At 41.6% G+C, this 19,573-nt stretch carries 18 protein-coding genes; 11 read left to right on the plus strand and 7 right to left on the minus strand.

The genetic code is table 11. From position 1 onward, the window contains the following. Positions 1–26 precede the first annotated feature (26 nt). The 7 genes from DCK90_RS12100 (at position 27) to pyrF (ending at position 5,479) form a co-directional block, all read left to right on the plus strand. On the plus strand, positions 27–467 hold the full coding sequence (locus DCK90_RS12100) for a QcrA and Rieske domain-containing protein (RefSeq protein ID WP_108246480.1): 441 nt from the start codon (positions 27–29) through the stop codon (positions 465–467). A gap of 20 nt (positions 468–487) precedes the next feature. Next, the gene (locus DCK90_RS12105; protein ID WP_108246481.1) at positions 488–925 is read left to right on the plus strand and encodes a thioredoxin family protein; all 438 of its coding nucleotides are present in this window, start codon (positions 488–490) and stop codon (positions 923–925) included. Continuing rightward, positions 922–1,917, plus strand: coding sequence for an FAD:protein FMN transferase (locus DCK90_RS12110; protein WP_108246482.1), 996 nt, complete (start codon positions 922–924; stop codon positions 1,915–1,917). Before DCK90_RS12105 ends, DCK90_RS12110 begins: the two co-directional genes overlap by 4 nt. A gap of 12 nt (positions 1,918–1,929) precedes the next feature. Further along, the gene (locus DCK90_RS12115; protein ID WP_108246483.1) at positions 1,930–2,139 is read left to right on the plus strand and encodes a DUF4266 domain-containing protein; all 210 of its coding nucleotides are present in this window, start codon (positions 1,930–1,932) and stop codon (positions 2,137–2,139) included. A 34-nt stretch (positions 2,140–2,173) separates the two neighbouring features. Beyond that, positions 2,174–3,469 (plus strand): DUF3570 domain-containing protein, encoded by a 1,296-nt coding sequence (locus DCK90_RS12120; RefSeq protein ID WP_108246484.1) that lies wholly within the window; start codon positions 2,174–2,176, stop codon positions 3,467–3,469. A gap of 69 nt (positions 3,470–3,538) precedes the next feature. Continuing rightward, the gene (gene prfA / locus DCK90_RS12125; protein ID WP_108246485.1) at positions 3,539–4,615 is read left to right on the plus strand and encodes a peptide chain release factor 1; all 1,077 of its coding nucleotides are present in this window, start codon (positions 3,539–3,541) and stop codon (positions 4,613–4,615) included. 42 nt (positions 4,616–4,657) lie between these two features. Next, a complete protein-coding gene (gene pyrF / locus DCK90_RS12130) occupies positions 4,658–5,479 on the plus strand; it encodes an orotidine-5'-phosphate decarboxylase (RefSeq protein ID WP_108246486.1) in 822 nt (273 codons plus the stop codon). A 16-nt stretch (positions 5,480–5,495) separates the two neighbouring features. Here pyrF and DCK90_RS12135 read toward each other — a convergent pair whose 3' ends face one another. From DCK90_RS12135 to purU, 4 genes are all read right to left on the minus strand, one after another. Then, on the minus strand, positions 5,496–5,687 hold the full coding sequence (locus DCK90_RS12135) for a hypothetical protein (protein WP_108246487.1): 192 nt from the start codon (positions 5,685–5,687) through the stop codon (positions 5,496–5,498). A 531-nt stretch (positions 5,688–6,218) separates the two neighbouring features. Then, positions 6,219–6,923, minus strand: coding sequence for a DUF4197 domain-containing protein (locus DCK90_RS12140; RefSeq protein WP_108246488.1), 705 nt, complete (start codon positions 6,921–6,923; stop codon positions 6,219–6,221). Positions 6,924–7,041: 118 nt separating this feature from the next. Beyond that, on the minus strand, positions 7,042–9,330 hold the full coding sequence (locus tag DCK90_RS12145) for a glycoside hydrolase family 65 protein (protein WP_108246489.1): 2,289 nt from the start codon (positions 9,328–9,330) through the stop codon (positions 7,042–7,044). A 65-nt stretch (positions 9,331–9,395) separates the two neighbouring features. Further along, complete coding sequence (purU, locus tag DCK90_RS12150) at positions 9,396–10,244, minus strand: formyltetrahydrofolate deformylase (RefSeq protein ID WP_108246490.1); 849 nt, start codon at positions 10,242–10,244, stop codon at positions 9,396–9,398. Between the two features lie 142 nt (positions 10,245–10,386). On the opposite strand from purU, the gene DCK90_RS12155 reads away from it, so the two are divergent. Next, positions 10,387–13,845 (plus strand): methylmalonyl-CoA mutase family protein, encoded by a 3,459-nt coding sequence (locus DCK90_RS12155; protein WP_108246491.1) that lies wholly within the window; start codon positions 10,387–10,389, stop codon positions 13,843–13,845. Positions 13,846–13,850: 5 nt separating this feature from the next. Here DCK90_RS12155 and DCK90_RS12160 read toward each other — a convergent pair whose 3' ends face one another. Then, entirely contained in the window at positions 13,851–14,252 is a 402-nt protein-coding gene (locus DCK90_RS12160) for a hypothetical protein (RefSeq protein WP_108246492.1), read from the minus strand. Between the two features lie 122 nt (positions 14,253–14,374). On the opposite strand from DCK90_RS12160, the gene DCK90_RS12165 reads away from it, so the two are divergent. The 3 genes from DCK90_RS12165 (at position 14,375) to DCK90_RS12175 (ending at position 17,011) form a co-directional block, all read left to right on the plus strand. Then, a complete protein-coding gene (locus tag DCK90_RS12165; RefSeq protein ID WP_108246493.1) occupies positions 14,375–14,827 on the plus strand; it encodes an Lrp/AsnC family transcriptional regulator in 453 nt (150 codons plus the stop codon). A gap of 61 nt (positions 14,828–14,888) precedes the next feature. Further along, positions 14,889–16,316: an alpha/beta hydrolase gene (locus DCK90_RS12170; RefSeq protein ID WP_108246494.1), complete on the plus strand. Its 1,428-nt coding sequence runs from the start codon at positions 14,889–14,891 to the stop codon at positions 16,314–16,316. Positions 16,317–16,372: 56 nt separating this feature from the next. Beyond that, entirely contained in the window at positions 16,373–17,011 is a 639-nt protein-coding gene (locus DCK90_RS12175; RefSeq protein ID WP_108246495.1) for a DUF1684 domain-containing protein, read from the plus strand. Positions 17,012–17,066: 55 nt separating this feature from the next. Here DCK90_RS12175 and DCK90_RS12180 read toward each other — a convergent pair whose 3' ends face one another. Together DCK90_RS12180 and DCK90_RS12185 are read right to left on the minus strand one after the other, a co-directional pair. Continuing rightward, positions 17,067–18,125 (minus strand): outer membrane beta-barrel protein, encoded by a 1,059-nt coding sequence (locus tag DCK90_RS12180; protein ID WP_108246496.1) that lies wholly within the window; start codon positions 18,123–18,125, stop codon positions 17,067–17,069. Between the two features lie 155 nt (positions 18,126–18,280). Further along, positions 18,281–19,561 (minus strand): ammonium transporter, encoded by a 1,281-nt coding sequence (locus tag DCK90_RS12185; RefSeq protein WP_108246497.1) that lies wholly within the window; start codon positions 19,559–19,561, stop codon positions 18,281–18,283. Between the last annotated feature and the right edge of the window lie 12 nt (positions 19,562–19,573).

Below are 19,573 nucleotides of genomic sequence, written 5' to 3' on the forward strand. Positions count from 1 at the left end.
CGTTTTAATATATAAACCTTAATGCTATGGAAAGAAAAGAGTTTCTCCGAAGTTTGGGGGCTGGTGCCGCATTTGCCCTTACATTTCCCTGTTTACAAGGGTGTTCCAAGGATGAAATCGACGGTAATCTGGTCGATGAACCTACAGGAGTCGATTTTACCATTGACCTTACTTCAGCCGAAGCATCGAATCTTTCTGAAAACGGAGGTTATATTTTAAAGGACTTAGTCGTTGTTGCCAGAAACCTACAAGGGGAATATGTGGCAGCAAGCCAAGTCTGTAGTCATCAATCTTATGATCAGGTGCGTTTTGTGGACCAGAACGGAGGTATTTTTTATTGCGACGTACATGGTTCAAGGTTTGGTCAGGATGGAACCCCGCTAAATCAGGTGGATGGAACCCCGGCCAGAGCGCTAACAGTTTACAATACGGAACTCGATGGTTCCATTTTAAGGGTTTATGAATAGTTTTTTGAATCCCAAATCGAATGAAAAAATTAATCTACATTCTACTATTCGCTTGCTGTGGTATGCTTCAGGCACAACAGTGGCAAGAAAGTTTTGATGATGCACTTACCAAAGCGTCTGCAGAGAACAAACCGATTGTTCTGGTTTTCTCAGGGTCGGATTGGTGCGCCCCGTGTATCCGTTTAAAGAAACATATTTTTGATAGTGATGAGTTCAAGGCTTATGCTTTGGAACATTATGTAATGTACGATGCAGATTTTCCCAGAAAAAAGCAGAACCAACTACCCGAGGAGAAACTGAACGTGAATAAATCCCTTGCCGAAATGTATAACCCAAAGGGTTATTTTCCATTAGTGGTGGTGATGGATAAGGACCAGTATGTTCTGGGCACCACAGGTTTTGTGGCCCGGACCAGTCCTGAAAAGTATATAAAGACCCTCAATAAGTTCTTAAAATGAAGACCCTCGTAGCCTTAGCTTGCAGTCTATCTTGCCTGCTGTCGTTCGGGCAGTTAGGGCAAACAGATGTTACCGTTAAAAAGACCCTAAAATTAATGGGTACTCGGTTCGAGATAACCGTGGTGGCGCCAAACGAGGAAATTGGTTATATCAACATAGATGAAGCCGTATCGGAAATAGAACGGATAGAACGGATTATATCATCATGGGACGAAAACTCCGAAACTTCCCTCATCAACAAAAATGCAGGTGTAAAACCCATCAAAGTTAGTCAAGAGCTTTTTGGATTGATTGAGCGAGCCATCAAAATATCTGAAATTACCGATGGCGCTTTTGATATTACTTATGCTTCCATGGACAATATCTGGAAGTTTGATGGAACCATGGATAAGATCCCCAGTGAGGCGGAAATCAAAAATTCTGTGTCAAAAGTGGGATTTAAAAAAATCAAATTGGATGCGGAAAATCAGACCGTGTATCTCCCTGAAAAAGGAATGAGAATCGGATTTGGGGCCATTGGTAAGGGGTACGCTGCCGATAAGGCGAAGGATTTGCTTGTGTCCAAGGATGTAAAAGGAGGAATTATAAACGCTTCTGGGGACCTCACAACGTGGGGCACCAAAGTAACCGGGGAAAAATGGTTGGTAGGGATAGCTAACCCGCTTAGCAAGGATAAAGTTTTCAGTTGGTTGCCGGTTGTGGAATCCTCAGTGGCCACTTCGGGGAATTACGAAAAATACATTACACTCAACGGTGAAAAATATTCGCACATTATCGACCCTAGGTCTGGCTACCCTACCAAGGGCGTTAATAGTGTTTCTATTTTTGCCAAACAAGCGGAATTGTGCGATGCTTTGGCAACGGCCGTTTTTACCATGGGCCGTGATGTTGGTCTGCACATGATCAACCAAATTGATGGGGTAGAGGCTGTGATAGTGGATTTTGAGAACAAAGTTCATCGAAGTTCAGGTATTATGTTCGACACGAATTAGTACATTTATAGTATGGGAAAGCCTATTGCTCTACTGTTTCTTTTGATTTTGGCCAGTTCTTGCGTGGTTGTTCGCGAGTACGATAAAGTGTATGTGAACGCTGAAGAAATGCAACTGAGTGCCAGGCCGTGCGAAAGGTTCGAGACCAATTTTCATATTTATAGGGAGGCGTCCTCCGGTGCCAATGGTGGCAAAACAGGGGGCGGATGCGGATGCAATTGACCAGAAGATTATAGCTTAATCAACTTAAAACCTCATGACGCAGTTGTCCAGATCAGTAAAATCCGTTTGTATAGCCCTTTTCTTTTTCATGACATTATGGTGTTGGTCACAACAAGGGGACAACTCCTATCAACGTAGAGTTTTGGAGACCAGCGAAGTCGATATGCTGTTCAGTTATTACAGTCAAGATGGACAAAATGCTGCCGTAACGGGAGGTGAAGGTACCGAAGAATTGACTGATGCTACCTCCAGCATTGTTTTGCGCATGCCCATGAACGAGGATGACATTTTAACGGTGGATGTTGGTCTTTCTGCCTATACCTCTGCTTCTTCCAGTAATGTGAATCCTTTGGATGGCGGACTCAATGTGACTCCTTTTGATGCTTCTTCGGGGGAATCACGAAAGGATATGTTGGTCTATATCAATCCCTCATATCAGCATAGTTCGGAAGACCGGAATACCATCTGGAGTGCCAATGCCTACTTTTCATCGGAATATGATTATTCTTCAATAGGGTTTGGTGGCAGCTTCACCAAATTGTTCAATGAAAAAAATACGGAAATAACCTTGAGCGGTCGCGTGTTTTTAGATAAATGGAACTCACAGTATCCCATAGAACTACGCGAAGGTTTTTTTGATGACCGAATTACGGGGAACGGGACTTATAACCCGATTTTTATGGAATTTGATAATGAGAACCGAAATTCATACTCGCTATCCCTGAGCTTTTCCCAGATATTGAGCAAAAAATTACAGGGAGCACTTTTTATGGATGTGGTGTCCCAGAATGGATTGTTGAGCACGCCCTTCCAGCGGGTGTATTTTTCGGATTTTGAGGATTTTTATATTGATGAGTTTCAATTGGCGGACAATGTGGAACAATTGCCCGATAGTCGTTTTAAACTACCTGTTGGAGGTAGATTGAATTATTATTTGAACGATGTGGTGATTCTACGGTCGTATTATAGGTTTTATTGGGACGATTGGGGCATAAATTCCCATACGGCCAGTCTGGAAGCTCCTGTTAAGCTATCCGATAAGTTTACCATATATCCTAGTTACCGGTATTACACGCAGACCGCTGCGGATTATTTTTATCCCAAGGAGCAAGCATTGTCAACTTATGAATTTTATACATCGGATTATGATTTGTCCGATTACGATGCCCATCAATATGGGATAGGAGTGCAGTACAAGGATATTTTCACCAGTGCTAAATTGCTCAATTTTGGTTTAAAGACCATCAATCTTCAATTTAGCCAATACGATCGTAGCGATGGCCTTAATGCCTTCATTGTAACCTTCGGTACTACTTTTGTTGGTAATTGACCTCATTTAGTTAGAAAAGAATCCCGCTAAAAAATCGTAAATTCGCATTCCTATTAGGAGGATTGATTTATGCTAGACAAACTCAACATTGTAAAACAGCGTTTTGATGAGGTTTCGGACCTGATCATACAGCCCGATATTATTGCGGACCAAAAAAGGTACGTAAAACTCAACAAGGAGTATAAGGATCTAAAGTTGCTGAGCGACAAAAGGGATGAATACATTACCCTTACCAATAACATCGAGGAGGCAGAGGAAATTATTTCGGATGGTAGTGATGCCGAGATGGTGGAAATGGCCAAAATGCAGTTGGACGAGGCCAAAAGTGCTTTGCCCAAACTGGAAGAGGAAATCAAGTTTCTTTTGATTCCCAAAGACCCGGAGGATGCCAAGAACGTGGTCATGGAAATCCGTGCAGGTACAGGTGGTGATGAGGCCAGTATCTTTGCTGGCGATTTGTTCCGTATGTATACCAAATATTGCGAATCCAAAGGTTGGAAGACCAACGTAATCGACTTGAGCGAGGGAACCAGTGGTGGATATAAGGAGATTCACTTTGAAGTGAACGGAGAGGATGTTTATGGAACTCTAAAGTTTGAGGCAGGGGTGCACCGTGTGCAACGTGTACCGCAGACAGAAACACAAGGTAGGGTACACACCAGTGCCGCAACCGTAATGGTAATTCCCGAAGCGGAGGAATTTGATGTGCAGATAGACCCCAAAGATGTTCGAATCGACTACTTCTGTTCATCAGGACCAGGTGGGCAGTCGGTTAACACGACGTATTCAGCGGTTCGTCTAACACACGAGCCCACGGGAATTGTGGCGCAATGTCAGGATGAAAAATCCCAGCACAAGAATAAGGATAAGGCCTTCAAGGTGCTTCGTGCCCGTTTGTACGATATGGAATTGGCCAAAAAACAGGCAGAGGATGCCGCCAAACGTAATTCACAGGTAAGCAGTGGTGACCGTTCGGCGAAAATCCGTACCTATAATTATCCGCAAGGTAGGGTGACGGACCACAGAATCGGTTTGACCCTTTACGATTTACAGAATATTATAAACGGAGATGTCCAAAAAATAATCGATGAGTTGATGTTGGTGGAAAACACCGAAAAACTCAAAGAGGCATCGGAGATATTTTAATCTTTAGAATAGATTTTTCAGTACTGTCGAGAACACAATCCAATGAAGATAGAAGATTTAATTGCCCAAATTCGTCAAAAAAAATCATTTCTCTGTGTAGGTCTCGACACTGACCTGGATAAAATTCCTGGTCATCTTCTAAAAGAAGAAGACCCCATTTTTGCGTTCAATAAAGCTATTATAGATGCTACACATCAATACTGTGTGGCCTACAAGCCCAATATAGCCTTTTACGAAGCTTATGGTATCAAAGGATGGAGGTCCTTGGAGCGGACTATGGAATACTTGAATGCCAACTATCCTGAGATTTTCACCATTGCCGATGCCAAACGTGGGGATATCGGAAATACATCTACGCGCTATGCGAAGGCCTTTTTTGAGGTTATGGAGTTTGATTCCATTACCATTGCGCCTTATATGGGCAAGGATTCGGTAGAACCTTTTCTGGAATTTGAAGATAGGCATACCATATTGTTGGCATTGACCTCTAATCAGGGAGCATATGATTTTCAGACCAAAACTTTGGATGGGCAGGAATTGTACAAAGAAGTATTGTCCGTTTCCAAAACCTATAAAGGTTCCGAGCGATTGATGTATGTGGTCGGCGCCACAAAGGCCTCTTATTTGGAGGATATTCGAAAAATAGTACCGGAGAGCTTTTTATTAGTGCCTGGCGTGGGAGCGCAGGGAGGTAGTTTGCAGGACGTATGCAAGTATGGAATCACCAAAAATGTAGGTTTATTGGTGAATTCTTCCAGAGGAATTATTTATGCATCAACGGGCAATGACTTTGCTGAAGTCGCTGCGAAAAAGGCATACGAAATCCAGCAAGAAATGCAAATTGAACTGAGTAAAATCAAGTAGAGCATAGCAATGCCGATTATAGGCTCTCTAAAATCTTTTTAATACTCTGTGCCTTTCTTTTGAAAAACTCGTCCAATTGATTCTCTTTTGCGGCAACACTTGCTGCTTTTTCCATAAAATTTTGGTGCATCACCTCCAAAATGGAAGCTGCTTGGCTTAAACCTGTAATCGGTGTTACAGCCCCTACTTTACAATTTTGATTATTCATAGCTCTCAAGATTTGTTAATAACAAAGATACGTTCAAATCGTACTGGTGGACTACATTAGAAAGGGTATACGTCTATAAATCAGGTAATTTATCTAAAATTTAACGTATTTCGCTATTTTTCGCGATTTCGCTAACAATAGTTTTGGATTATATTAACGTATCCTTGTGATGGCTGCAATTTGGTTTAAAATGTAGTAACACGATGATTTTATCGGTTTAACTCTTAACTCAAAAGCGGGGCTAAAATAGTGGTCGATGGTCGTGGTTTTAAAAATGCAAAAAGATAGCTTCAGGTTTTATACTCAAGCAATTATTAGGGGTAGCTGGTAAAGAAAAAAACCGGTGAGGTACACCGGTTTTTAAACTAACTAACTCAAAAAAATGCTAACTCAGATAACTTGTACAAAATTCAAGTTTAACCTCCAGATCAAGGTTAATTTAACTTTAGGAATTTGTTATAATTATACTTAATTATTGAGTTTATAACGCCTTCTTTTTTGAGTTATTGCGTTTTTATCAAAAAATTATGATTAATCTTGAAGTGCAAAGACCTTTTTTAACAAATCTGTTGTTCTGGACGAAACTTTTGTCCTAATTTCCTTTTCCTCTACCGCTATCATAGTATAAACTCCTTCCAGCGCCTGATTGGTGGTATAATCGGTCAAATCTGGATTTACATCGTTGGTCAAGGGCAGGCTGTTGTACTTCGTAATAATATTGCTCCAGATTTGGTCGGCCCCTACTTTTTGGAACGAGTTTTTGATAACCGGATTGAATTTATTGTACAATTGTGTTTTGGTCGCTTGCTGCAAATATTGTGTCGCTGCGTTGTCGTTCCCCAGCAGAATTTGTTTGGCATCATTGAATGTAATCCCTTTAACTGCTTGAATAAAGATGGGGGTGGCTTCGCCCACGGCGTCCTCCGCTGCTCGATTGATAATTCGCAATCCTTCATCGGCCAAGCTTGATAGACCAACATCACGTAAGGTCTTATCCACTTTTTGAAGCTCTTCGGGCAGCAATATTTTTACTAGCTCATTCCTATAGAATCCATTTTCAGTGGTAAGTTTGTTCACCTGCTTTTCAATGCCCATATTGAGGGCTTCGCGCAATCCTTGGGCTATTTGGTCGTTTCCGATACCTGTTGTTCCTTGGGGCAATTGGTTTACAACCTGCTGCAGCTCTGCACAGCCTACAAGTTGAAATACCAATACACATAACAATAATCTTTTCATGGTTAAATTTTTAGATGTTATGAAAATAGCTCGAATCGACCTAAAACTGATTTGTTTTGTCAATTTTTAGCTGAAATGACTTAAATCCATTCATTATCATATTCTTTTCTTTGATGAATTAAGCGGATAATGTAATCGGTTTTTCGTTGACGAGGATTTCTAGAGGTTCGCCGGCATCAATATCAAAATTAGCCCCTTCTTGGGTTATGGTCACCTTTAAAATTCTATCCCTAAAATTAATTTTAAATGAATATTTTTCCCATTGTTCTGGGATTTTTGGGGCAAAGCAAAGTTTTCCATCCTTCACCCTCATACCTCCAAAACCTTCAACAATACTCATCCAAGTACCGGCCATCGAGGTAATGTGCAATCCTTCTTCAACCTCCTTATTGTAATCGTCCAAGTCCAATCTGGACGTACGCAAATAGAACGTATAGGCCTGCTCCATTCGGTTCAATTTAGCGGCCTGAACAGAGTGCACGCAAGGCGACAACGAAGATTCATGAACGGTAAACGGTTCATAAAAATCAAAATGCTTTTCCAATTCATCGACGGTAAAGTGGTCTTCAAAAAAATAGAATCCCTGTAATGTGTCAGCTTGCTTTATATATGGCGAGCGCAAAATCCTATCCCAACTCCAATGTTGGTTAATGGGACGTTCTTTTCTATCCAAATTGGCCACGCGAACCAAATCTTTGTCCAAGAAACCATCTTGCTGCAAATAAACCCCATGCTCTTCGGAGTAAGGGAAATACATATGGGCGGCCACTTTTTTCCAAAGCCCTGTCTCGTCATTGGTCAGCTTTGTCTTTTCAATGATTCTTTTATAGTCGGCAGGGTAGTTCTGTTGCACATGATCCAATTGCTCCAGTGCATATTCTAAACACCATTTTGCGATGTAGTTGGTGTACCAGTTATTATGAACGTTATTTTCATACTCGTTCGGGCCTGTCACACCTAGCATTACATATTTTTTTCTGTTTTCGGACCAGTTGACGCGCTGTTGCCAAAAACGGGCAATTCCGATTAAAACTTCCAATCCCATTTCAGGTACGTAACTGTAATCTTCGGTATAGCGCGTATAATTGTAAATGGCATAGGCAATGGCACCATTTCTATGGATTTCCTCAAAAGTGATTTCCCACTCGTTATGACACTCTTCACCGTTCATGGTTACCATTGGGTAGAGGGCGGCTCCGTTTTTAAAGCCTAGCTTTTCTGCATTCTCGATAGCTTTTTCTAAGTGATTGTACCTGTACTTAAGCAATTTTCTGGCTACTTCTTGATTTTTGGTTGCCATGTAAAATGGAATACAGTACGCTTCGGTGTCCCAATAGGTGCTGCCACCATATTTTTCACCCGTAAATCCTTTGGGACCAATGTTCAATCGAGAATCCGTTCCGGTATAGGTCTGGTTCAATTGAAAAATATTGAAACGTATGCCCTGTTGGGCCTTGATGTCGCCTTCAATAGCAATGTCGCTCATTTCCCAAATCTGGGCCCAAGCTTCTTTTTGTTTTTGGAGCAATCCATGGAAACCGACCATTGTGACCTTGTCCAGAACATTATTTGCTGCTTTTTGCAATTTATCGGCTGGATGGTTTCTGTCTACTGTGTAACCTCCATATTTAACTAGTGTAACTTCTTGCCCCTTTTTGACATCGACCACATAAGAATGGCCAACAGAAAGTTCATCTTTTTTTGATGTTGGGTTTATTTCTGATTTGTTTCCATCCAAAAAAAGTTCCGAATGCATGAAAGTACATACCTTAAAATTGGTCTTCATGGTGTGCGACTCGATAAATGCCCGGTTTTTTTCTGATGTTACCTTTGTAGTGTTCCAAAACTTGTCGTCCCAGTTGCTGTCTTCATTGGTGATTCCAGCATCGATATAGGGTTTAAAAACTACCGAAGCATCAGAATTAATTGGGGTAATCTCAAACTTGATAGCTCCGACTTCATCGTGCGATAAGCTTAAAAATCGTGTGGCGACCACTTCAACCTCTATATTGTTGGGTATGGTGGCCGTAAAGCTTCTTTGATACCAACCCTCTTTCATATTGAGCTCGCGCCTAAAATTTTTGATGTTGGAACAGGTGGCCAAATCCAAAGGAGTACCATTTATCTCAACATCGATACCAATCCAGTTGGGGGCGTTCAAAACCTTGGCAAAATATTCAGGGTACCCATTTTTCCACCATCCCACACGGGTCTTGTCCGGGTAATACACACCTGCGATGTAGCTTCCTTGAAAGGTTGGCCCTGAATAGGATTCTTCAAAATTGGCACGCTGTCCCATAGCTCCGTTGCCTATACTGAACAAGCTTTCGGAGGACTTTACCCGTTCCTTGCCAAACCCTTCTTCGATAAGGCTCCATGGATGTGGTTGTATATAGTCTTGGTTCATTTACTAATGATTGACGTTGTGTTTGTTTGCTTTAAATCGTTGATTAGAAGATACGTAATCTTTGATTAAGAAAAAATAACGGTCTTATTGTTGTAGACCATGGTTTTCCGTGCTACGTGAAGTTGAACGGCCCGGGAAAGTACAATACGTTCCAAATCCCTGCCTTTGGCAATAAAATCTTTTACGGCGTGGGTGTGCGAAACCGTGGTCACGTCTTGCTCTATAATTGGTCCGGCATCCAAATCTTCCGTAACATAATGGCTTGTGGCACCTATAATTTTTACTCCTCTCTCAAAAGCGGCATGATAAGGTTTTGCTCCTGCAAAGGCCGGCAAGAAAGAATGGTGAATATTAATGATTTTTTGAGGGAACACATTAATCACCTTTGGTGATACAATCTGCATATACCTCGCCAAAACAATAAAATCCACTTCATACTGTTTCAAAAGTTCTAGTTGCTTGTCTTCTGCTTCCGCCTTGGTTTCCTTGGTCACTGGAATATGAAAATAAGGGATGTCAAATTGTTTTGCCACATATTCCAAATCCGTATGGTTGCTTAAAATAAAAGGAATGTCCACCGATAGTTCACCAGAGTTGTATCGGCTCAGCAGATCATACAAACAGTGATTGTATTTGGAAACGAATATGGCCATCTTAGGTTTGTAAACGTCAGTATAGGCATCCCATTCCATGTGGAACTTCTCAGCCAATTCCTGTCCAAAGTCCTTCTTAAACTTAGAAAGGTCCAATTCCTGCTCAAATTCACTCTTTAAGCGCATAAAAAATACGCCTGCCTGTTTGTCCACATGCTGGTCCAAATAGACGACATTTCCTTTTTGTTGATGGATAAAAGTGGTAACCGAGCGTATGATTCCCGATTGATCGGGACAGTTGATAAGAATGGACAGTTTCATTAAATACATTTAGGTGGATAAAATTATGGTATTCAAAAAAGGAAGCCCAAAGATTTAATATTTTTTATACAATCTTAATCAAAATCATTTTTCAATTGCATTTTCTGTAAATTGCAGAGCAAAATATGACCCTTTATTGCAGATGGAACAAATTAAACCCTACACCCCTAAACATAAAATTAGAATTGTAACCGCAGCTTCCCTGTTCGATGGGCACGATGTGGCCATCAATATTATGAGGAGAATTATCCAAGCTACTGGGGTAGAGGTTATTCATTTAGGGCATGATAGGAGTGTGGCCGAGGTGGTTGATTGTGCCATTCAAGAGGATGCTAATGCCATTGCAATGACCTCTTATCAAGGCGGGCACAACGAATACTTCCGTTACATGTTCGATTTGTTGAAGGAAAGAGGGGCAGATCATATCAAAATATTTGGCGGCGGCGGCGGTGTCATCCTTCCAGAAGAGATAAAAGAACTGATGGATTATGGTATCGAACGAATCTATTCTCCAGATGATGGTAGGGAAATGGGGCTTCAGGGTATGATTAACGATTTGGTGGAGCGCTGCGATACGGCTGTTCCGGATTTGAATCTTTCCAAAGGAAAAACCTTGGAGAGCGAGTTAGAAGAGAAGCATCCGAACACCTTGGCCCGTTTGATTTCTTTGGCAGAGAACCGTCATGAAGAATTTGAGAAATATCAGTCTGTAATTGAAAAAACAGAAAGCAATGTTCCTGTTTTGGGAATTACTGGAACAGGCGGAGCGGGTAAATCCAGTTTGGTTGATGAGTTGGTGCGTCGATTTTTGATGGATTTCCCGGATAAACACATCGGAATTGTATCCGTAGATCCTTCCAAACGAAAAACAGGAGGTGCCCTTTTGGGGGATAGGATTCGAATGAACGCCATCAACGGCGATAGGTTGTATATGCGCTCTTTGGCCACCCGCCAATCCAATTTGGCGCTGTCCAAACATGTTTCAGAAGCGGTACAGGTCCTAAAAGCGGCCAACTACGATTTGATTATTTTGGAAACCTCTGGAATCGGTCAATCAGATACCGAAATTTTGGAGCACAGTGATGTCTCCCTATACGTGATGACGCCGGAATTTGGAGCGGCAACGCAATTGGAGAAAATCGATATGTTGGACTTTGCCGACATTGTTGCCATCAACAAGTTTGACAAACGAGGGGCTTTGGATGCTATTCGCGATGTCAAAAAGCAATACGCCCGTAACCACGGATTATGGCATACCAACGAAGATGAGCTTCCTATTTTTGGGACCATTGCTTCTCAGTTCAATGATCCAGGGATGAATAGTCTCTATAAAATGGTGATGGATACCTTGGTGGAGAAAGCAGGTTCCACTCTGAATTCAACCATCGAGATTACCCAAGAAATGGCGGATAAAATTTATGTGATACCGCCAGCAAGAACCCGATATCTTTCAGAAATAGCCGAAAACAATAGAGGTTATGATGTTAAGGCAAAGGAAGAAGCAAAAATAGCCCAGAAGCTTTATGGTATCTTTTTAACGCTGACATCAGCCATGGAAATGGAACAGGAACAGGCCGAAGATTTGTTTTTGGATAAATTAGGTTTGAATGAAGAGGAAATTGGGAAGCACATCAAAAATGAGGAATCCAAAGCACTAGTTAATTTGGTCATCAAGGAGTTTGACCGCATAAAGATGCACTTGAATCCGCATCATTGGGAGGCTATTTTAAAATGGAAGGAAAAAGTGGCCCGCTACAAAGCTGACATTTACTCCTTTAAAGTTCGGGACAAAGAAGTCAAAATAAAAACGCATACCGAATCACTTTCGCACAGTCAAATTCCAAAAGTATCCCTGCCCAAATACCAAGCTTGGGGCGATATTTTACACTGGATCTTACAAGAAAATGTACCAGGTGAATTTCCGTATACAGCCGGATTATACCCTTTCAAAAGGGAAGGGGAGGACCCGACCCGAATGTTTGCCGGTGAGGGCGGGCCAGAACGTACCAATCGCAGATTCCATTATGTGAGTATGGATATGCCCGCCAAACGCTTGTCCACTGCTTTCGATTCGGTGACTTTGTATGGAAACGACCCCGGCCACCGACCAGACATCTATGGAAAAATTGGTAATGCTGGAGTTTCTATTTGTTGCTTGGATGATGCTAAAAAGCTGTATTCAGGGTTTGACCTGAGCAGTCCGATGACCTCAGTGAGTATGACCATTAATGGTCCCGCGCCCATGCTCTTGGCCTTTTTTATGAATGCTGCCATTGACCAAAATTGCGAAAAGTATATCAAAGAAAATGGTTTGGAAAAAGAGGTCGCGGACAAAATCAAAACCATTTTTAAGGAGAAAGGGATAGCACAGCCCACGTATTATGGTGAACTTCCTGAAGGAAACAATGGTCTCGGCTTGATGCTCTTGGGAATAACAGGAGACCAAGTGCTTCCCGAAAAGGTATATCAGGAAATAAAGGTAAAGACCTTGAACCAAGTTCGCGGTACGGTACAAGCCGATATTTTAAAAGAGGATCAGGCTCAGAACACCTGTATTTTTTCTACGGAGTTTGCCTTGCGTTTAATGGGGGACGTGCAGGAATATTTTATTGAGCAACAGGTACGTAATTTCTACTCGGTGTCCATATCGGGCTACCATATTGCCGAGGCGGGTGCCAACCCTATAACACAGTTGGCCTTTACCTTATCCAACGGTTTTACTTATGTGGAGTATTATTTGAGCAGAGGCATGGACATCAATAAGTTTGGACCGAATCTCTCATTCTTCTTTTCCAATGGAGTGGACCCGGAATATGCGGTTATCGGTCGTGTTGCGCGTAGAATCTGGTCGAAAGCCTTGAAAGAAAAATATGGAGCCAATCCAAGGGCGCAAATGTTGAAGTATCATATCCAAACCTCTGGACGAAGCTTGCACGCGCAGGAGATTGATTTCAACGATATCCGTACCACGCTTCAGGCCTTGTATGCGATTTATGATAATTGTAACTCACTGCATACCAATGCGTATGACGAAGCTATTACCACCCCGACCGAGGAATCCGTCCGTAGGGCAATGGCCATACAATTGATCATCAATAAAGAATTGGGTCTTGCCAAAAATGAAAATCCAATACAAGGCTCATTCATTATTGAAGAGTTGACCGATTTGGTAGAGGAGGCCGTTTTACTGGAGTTTGATAGAATCACGGAACGAGGTGGCGTATTAGGTGCTATGGAAACGATGTACCAACGCTCCAAAATCCAAGAGGAAAGTCTTCATTATGAAACATTGAAACACTCTGGGGAATATCCGATTATTGGTGTGAATACATTTTTGAGTTCCAAAGGTTCTCCAACGATTTTGCCTGCTGAGGTGATTCGTGCCACCGAAACCGAAAAAGAAAATCAGATTAAGACTTTACAAAATCTTCACAAAAGTGAAGCTACAGAAGCTGAGAAGCAATTGAGTGAATTGCAGGAGGTTGCCATCAACAATGAAAACATTTTTGAAAAATTGATGGAAGCCACAAAATATTGTTCGTTGGGTCAGATTACCGAAGCATTGTTCCAAGTAGGAGGACAGTACCGAAGAAATATGTAGGGAATTTAGTCGTTTTTGTTGATCAAAGACTTTCTCCATTTTTTAAAAGAAACACGGAAAATTCGGATTTCTTTTCTAAGAAGATTGAGGTATTCCTTTTCCTTTACTCCATCACGCTCAAGGCCATTACAATATGCAAGAATATTGCGGGTCATAATATTTACGTAAGAAAGGCTTCTCATGCGCACAGATGGACAATTGCTCAATGCAGCCTGTTCCAGTTCTTTGGTAATCAAGTTGGCATCGGCTAAAAGGGATTGAGAGATATCGTCTCTGAACGAATCGATTTTTCGTAGGGAAAGAATCTCCCTATTTTGGGCAAAATAAGCTGCGACCGCCTCGGTCATGTCGCGAAGGGCCAAAGATCTACGGTATACACCAAGGGAGTTAAGAGAATTCCTCTCCATGTTTTTCTAGCAATTTTGAATTATAAAATTACGCACGAATCAAATTTTTTTACTTTTGTTACGAAAGCTATAATTCGATTTTACTTTCGAAAACAAAAAAATAGAAGTAAATTTCTTTCTATATGAAGATAGATGACTTGAATTGGCAAATTTTGAATCATTTGCAGCAAAATGCACGGGAATCTTTTGCGAATATTGGGAGAAAGATTGGACTGACTCCACCAGCGGTTGCTGAACGCGTAAAGAAAATGGAGGACCTTGGCATAATTGAAAGTTACCGTGCCAACATTTCCTATGTAGAGGCCGGATATCAGTTGAAGGCGATAATCATGTTGCGTGCCTTTATGGGTAAGTTGAAGCCTTTTCTGGACAAGGTGAAAACATTTCAGGAGGTAGAAAATTGCTACCGTATCACTGGTAATGAGAACATTATTATGGAGGTGGTGCTCCGTGATCAATCCCACCTGGAAAAATTTATCGACGAGCTCATTGTATACGGAGAATGTAGAACTCACATTGTGTTGTCCAACGTAGTAGCCAATTCCCCCATTAAAAAAAGTAAACTAGGTAAATAGTTTCTTGTTAAATTGATGATTTAGAAACAGACTTTGGCTAGATTTTTGTTAAAATAGAGTTATGAAAAAAACATATTTGCTATCACTTTTGACCATTATTTGTACACTGTCCGTCTTCTCGCAGCAAATGGTCTTAAAAAAAGGTGAGATTGTTGAAAATCTCCCCATAAACGATTCAACCGAAAATACCTACTCCATTTATATACCTAAGGCCTTTTCCATGGAAAAGAAATGGCCATTAATGGTGGTGTTGGACACCGAGGGTAATGAGGAGAAAGCCCTCTCTATGTTCGTGGTAGCGGCAGAAAATGAGGGGTATGTTCTGGCCGCTCCAAAATTGTTGGACACTGTTTCTTTGACAAAAAATATGGTGGTTGTAAGCCAATCTATTCAAAAGGTTACAAGTATGTTGCCCATACACGGGGATAGAATTTATGCGGCTGGCAGTGAGTCTGGAGGGCAGCTTGCCAGTTTGGTTCCAGTTTTGATTACGGGCGTTAATGGGGCAATGTCCATTGGAGCCTCTTTGGCGAATCGTGAGCTGATAAATACTAAAAACCCTTTTCATTTTATAGGCATTGTGAGTAAGGAGAATTTTAATTACCCATTTATGTTGACCGATGCCAAGTTGTTGGACAGGTATAAGTTCCGCAATCAAGTGTTGCTGTATGACGGCAGCGGGGAATGGCCTGGAGTTTCTTACTTGGAAAAAGGTATGCAACTATTCACTTTGGATGCCATGGGAAGGAAATGGATTCCAAATGACCCTACCTATGTAGAAAAGGCCTATCAAGAAGATTTGGGCAAATTGGAGCAGTTGAAAAGCATTGGTGATTTGTTGTGGGCAGAGCAATACATGACCGAAATGGTGTCCATGTACGGCGCTCTAAAAAATATGAATTCCCTCCGGTCTGTGCAGAAAGATTTGAGGAAGGATAGGGGCTTCAAAGCGATGAAAAGAGCAGAAAATGCTGCCTTTTTAAAAGAATCCTTGCTCAAGGAGGATTACCAATATTATATGGAGGAAGATGTGTACACCCATAATTTCAACAATCTGGGCTGGTGGAACCATCAAATGGGAGAGATTAGCAAGTTTATTTCAGGTTCAAAACTCTATGAAAAGCAGATGGGCCATAGGTTGAAAGGTTTTGTAAATGCCTTGGCGGAAGATAACATCCGAATAATAGCTGCTGAAAAAGTGGTGGATGAAGATGCATTGGCATTTTTGTACATGTTGAAGACTATCCTTGAGCCCGAGAATCATGAATATTACCTCAAGACCATTTCCCTCAGTTCCAAAAATGATGATTTTGGAACATCGCTCTTCTATTTGGAAGAACTTTTGAAAAAAGGGTTCAAGGATAAGGATAAGCTCTACAGTCTGGAACATACAGCCTTGTTCCGCATTACTCCTGAGTTCAACGAAATGGTTACCAAGTATCTGGACGATGCACGTTATGACATCAAACTCGATGAAAATAGACCGTAGACAAAGACTTTAGTTCTTACGGGTTTAAGCTGTATTTTTGTAAAAACAGCTTCAGGATGAAATATGCAATTATATTTTCGGTGGTTTTTTTGATGGCCTGCGGTCAGGGTAAAAAATACCATGACGAAGAGAAATCCGTTGCCGCAAAATCAGATTTGATAGCGGATATTTTGGAATATCAAAAAGAACAGAACGAGAGCTTTAAAGACCCGGATTCATCCCCCTTGCCCGATAAATACCGTAAGGATTTCGAGGGGCTTGATTTTTTTGCGCCCGATACCAACTATATCGTAAAGGCACATTTTGTGCGTACACCCGATGCTGAGCCTTTTTTAATGCCAAGTACTACAGATAGGCAAACGCAAGAAGTGGTCTACGGAATAGCACATTTTAAATTGAACGGGACCGAACACCAGTTAGAGGTATACCAAAGTTTGGATTTGATGGATGATGAGGAATATGAAGATTATTTGTTTTTGCCTTTTTTAGATAATACCAACGGTGAAGAGACGTATGGAGGAGGAAGGTATATTGATTTGACGATTCCCGAAGACGATACGTTGGTGATCGACTTTAACAAGGCATACAATCCTTACTGTGTGTATAACAAAAAGTACTCCTGCCCTCTAGTGCCAAGGCAAAATTATTTGAGAACTAAGGTGAGAGCAGGAGTGAAAAATTTTAACAAGGACTAAAAAAGCCTTAATCCTAATGGAGTAAGGCTTTTTTCGTGTCATATCAATTATATTGTTAGAAAGAGTAAATCGCAGCGAACAATACAGAAGCTAGGCTGGAAGTTGGAGCTAGGTCAGTATCAATGAAAGCATCTTCTGCTGAGCTATCCAATCTGATTTCTGGTTTAAGAATCAAGTTTCCTATTGTTGCACTTCCGGTCAAGGTCAAAGCCAGTACGCTCCCATCTCCATCAACATCGGAACCTATTCCAGATGCATCTCCAAAAAAGTCACCAGTCATAAAGTATTCACCTCTAAGGCCTAGACTAAATGTTTCGGAAACTGAGTACTGAGGATATAGTGCGGCGCCTGTAAAAGACCCACCGTCATCCTCGGCACTAAAATGTGCTGCATTTATTCCCAAGAAAAAGTCATCGGAAAGGTCGAAACCACCGGTATAATCAACTTCAAAACCACCTTGGCTGTACAAGAAGTTCAAGAACTGACCTGAGTAGCCCAATTGAGCACCTACTGCATAATCGCCTGTTGGGTTAAACTCGGTCAAATCAGTTGGGTTCATCACAGCTACCATAGCAGACCATTCATTGCCCAAATCAAAATCAGCCTTTAAACCTGTATGGCTAAACGGACCGTAGGAGAATAAGTAAGATGTACTATAGTTAAAGTTAGCTACTGGCGAAATTACTTCGTACCCTAAAAAGGTGTTGAAATTACCAAAAGTAAGGGTGACGGCATCACTCACATTCCAGTATACATACAGTTGGTTTACAATATCACCGGTTGCAGAATACATGGGAGAAGCAAAAATAGCATCTGTACCCCGTGGTCCAAAAACCAAATCGGCAACAAACCCTACTTTTTCACCTTCGTAAGCGGCAATAAGGTTGGCCATACCCAAAGAGAACCCTGGAAGGTTGGCAAAAGATGATCCAGGGGCAATGGCTTCCTCATCATTTGGAGCAGTGATATTCGCTCTATAATAAGCATCTACAGAACCGCTGAAACTAAACTTTGGAGTTGTTTCTTCTTCCTGCGCAGAGGCTGAAAATGTTACCATTGAAATAATGGCGATAGCCAAAATTTTTCCGAAATTTGTATTTATAATCGTTTTCATATCATAATCGTTTAAAGTTGTCCCATTTCGCGTTTTTAGCGGGGACAGTTAGTTGTAATAATTGTGAGTTTGATTGAAAAGGTTATTAGACGGAGCGTTTGGCAGAACGCTCCGTTCCTTTTTTTACAATCTTGTTGTGAGTTTGAAATACTTTCTTATTTGTCTTGAGAAATATGTTCAGGGTATGCTTCTACGCCATGTTCGTGTAGGTCAAGACCTTCAACTTCCTCTTTTTCAGAAACTCTAAGTCCAATAGTCTTCTTCAAGATGAAAAGTACTATGAAGGATGCAAGGGCTGCCCAAAGAATGTAGGACAATGATCCATAGGTCTGAACCCATAGTAGTTTGGCTCCACCACCGTACAACAATCCGCCATCTAGTGCAAATAGGCCGATAAGTACAGTTCCAATGAATCCACATACTCCGTGAACGGAGATGGCTCCTACTGGGTCGTCAATCTTAAGTTTTTTATCGATAAATTCAATGGAGACTACCACTATAATACCGCAGATTAAACCGATGGCAAGAGCTCCCCAAGCATTCACGGCTCCACATCCGGCAGTAATACCTACCAATCCGGCCAAAGCGCCGTTTAGGGTCATGGAAATATCAGCTTTGCCATATCTAGCCCAAGTAAAGAATAGGGCAGCTATGGCTCCTATCGCGGCGGCTAGGTTTGTATTTATGATAACACTGGTTGCTGCGATGGTATCATCGCCGCCCCAAGCTAATTGGGAGCCTCCGTTGAATCCGAACCATCCCAACCAAAGAATAAATACACCAAGTGCTCCAAAGGCCATGTTATGACCAGGGATCGCCTGTGCTTTTCCATCCACGTATTTTCCGATTCTGGGTCCTACCAAAATGGCGGCAACCAATGCAGCTGCACCTCCAACGGCGTGTACCACGGAAGAACCGGCAAAATCAACAAAGCCAGCCGTGTTCAACCAAGCATCATCATCAAATGGCCAGTACCAGCTACCTGAAATTGGGTAGATAATAGTGGTAAGGATAGCGGAAAAAATCAAATAGGTCGAAAATTTGGTCCTACCTGCAATTGCTCCCGATACAATAGTAGCTGCTGTGGCACAGAAAACTGTTTGGAAGAACAGGTTGTACCAATCATCAGCACTAAAAAAGAAATATCCTTGATCGGAGGGACTGGATCTAAAGAATCCTCCGCCTACAAGGTCGCTACCATACATGATACCGTAGCCTAATGCCCAGAACATGACCGAACCAACGGCCAAGTCCATTACGTTTTTCATAATAATGTTACCGGTGTTCTTGCTACGGGTAAAACCTATTTCCAATAAGGTGAAACCTGCCTGCATAAAAAACACCAATATAGCCGCAAGGGTGATCCAAAGAGCCCCCATGTCACCAGTAATGGCTTCAACGGCTTTGTCTATCGCTTCTTGTTCTTGTACAATCATAATCTAAGTTTT

Source organism: Muricauda brasiliensis (assembly GCF_003057865.1).
GTDB classification, from domain to species: Bacteria; Bacteroidota; Bacteroidia; order Flavobacteriales; family Flavobacteriaceae; genus Flagellimonas; species Flagellimonas chongwuensis.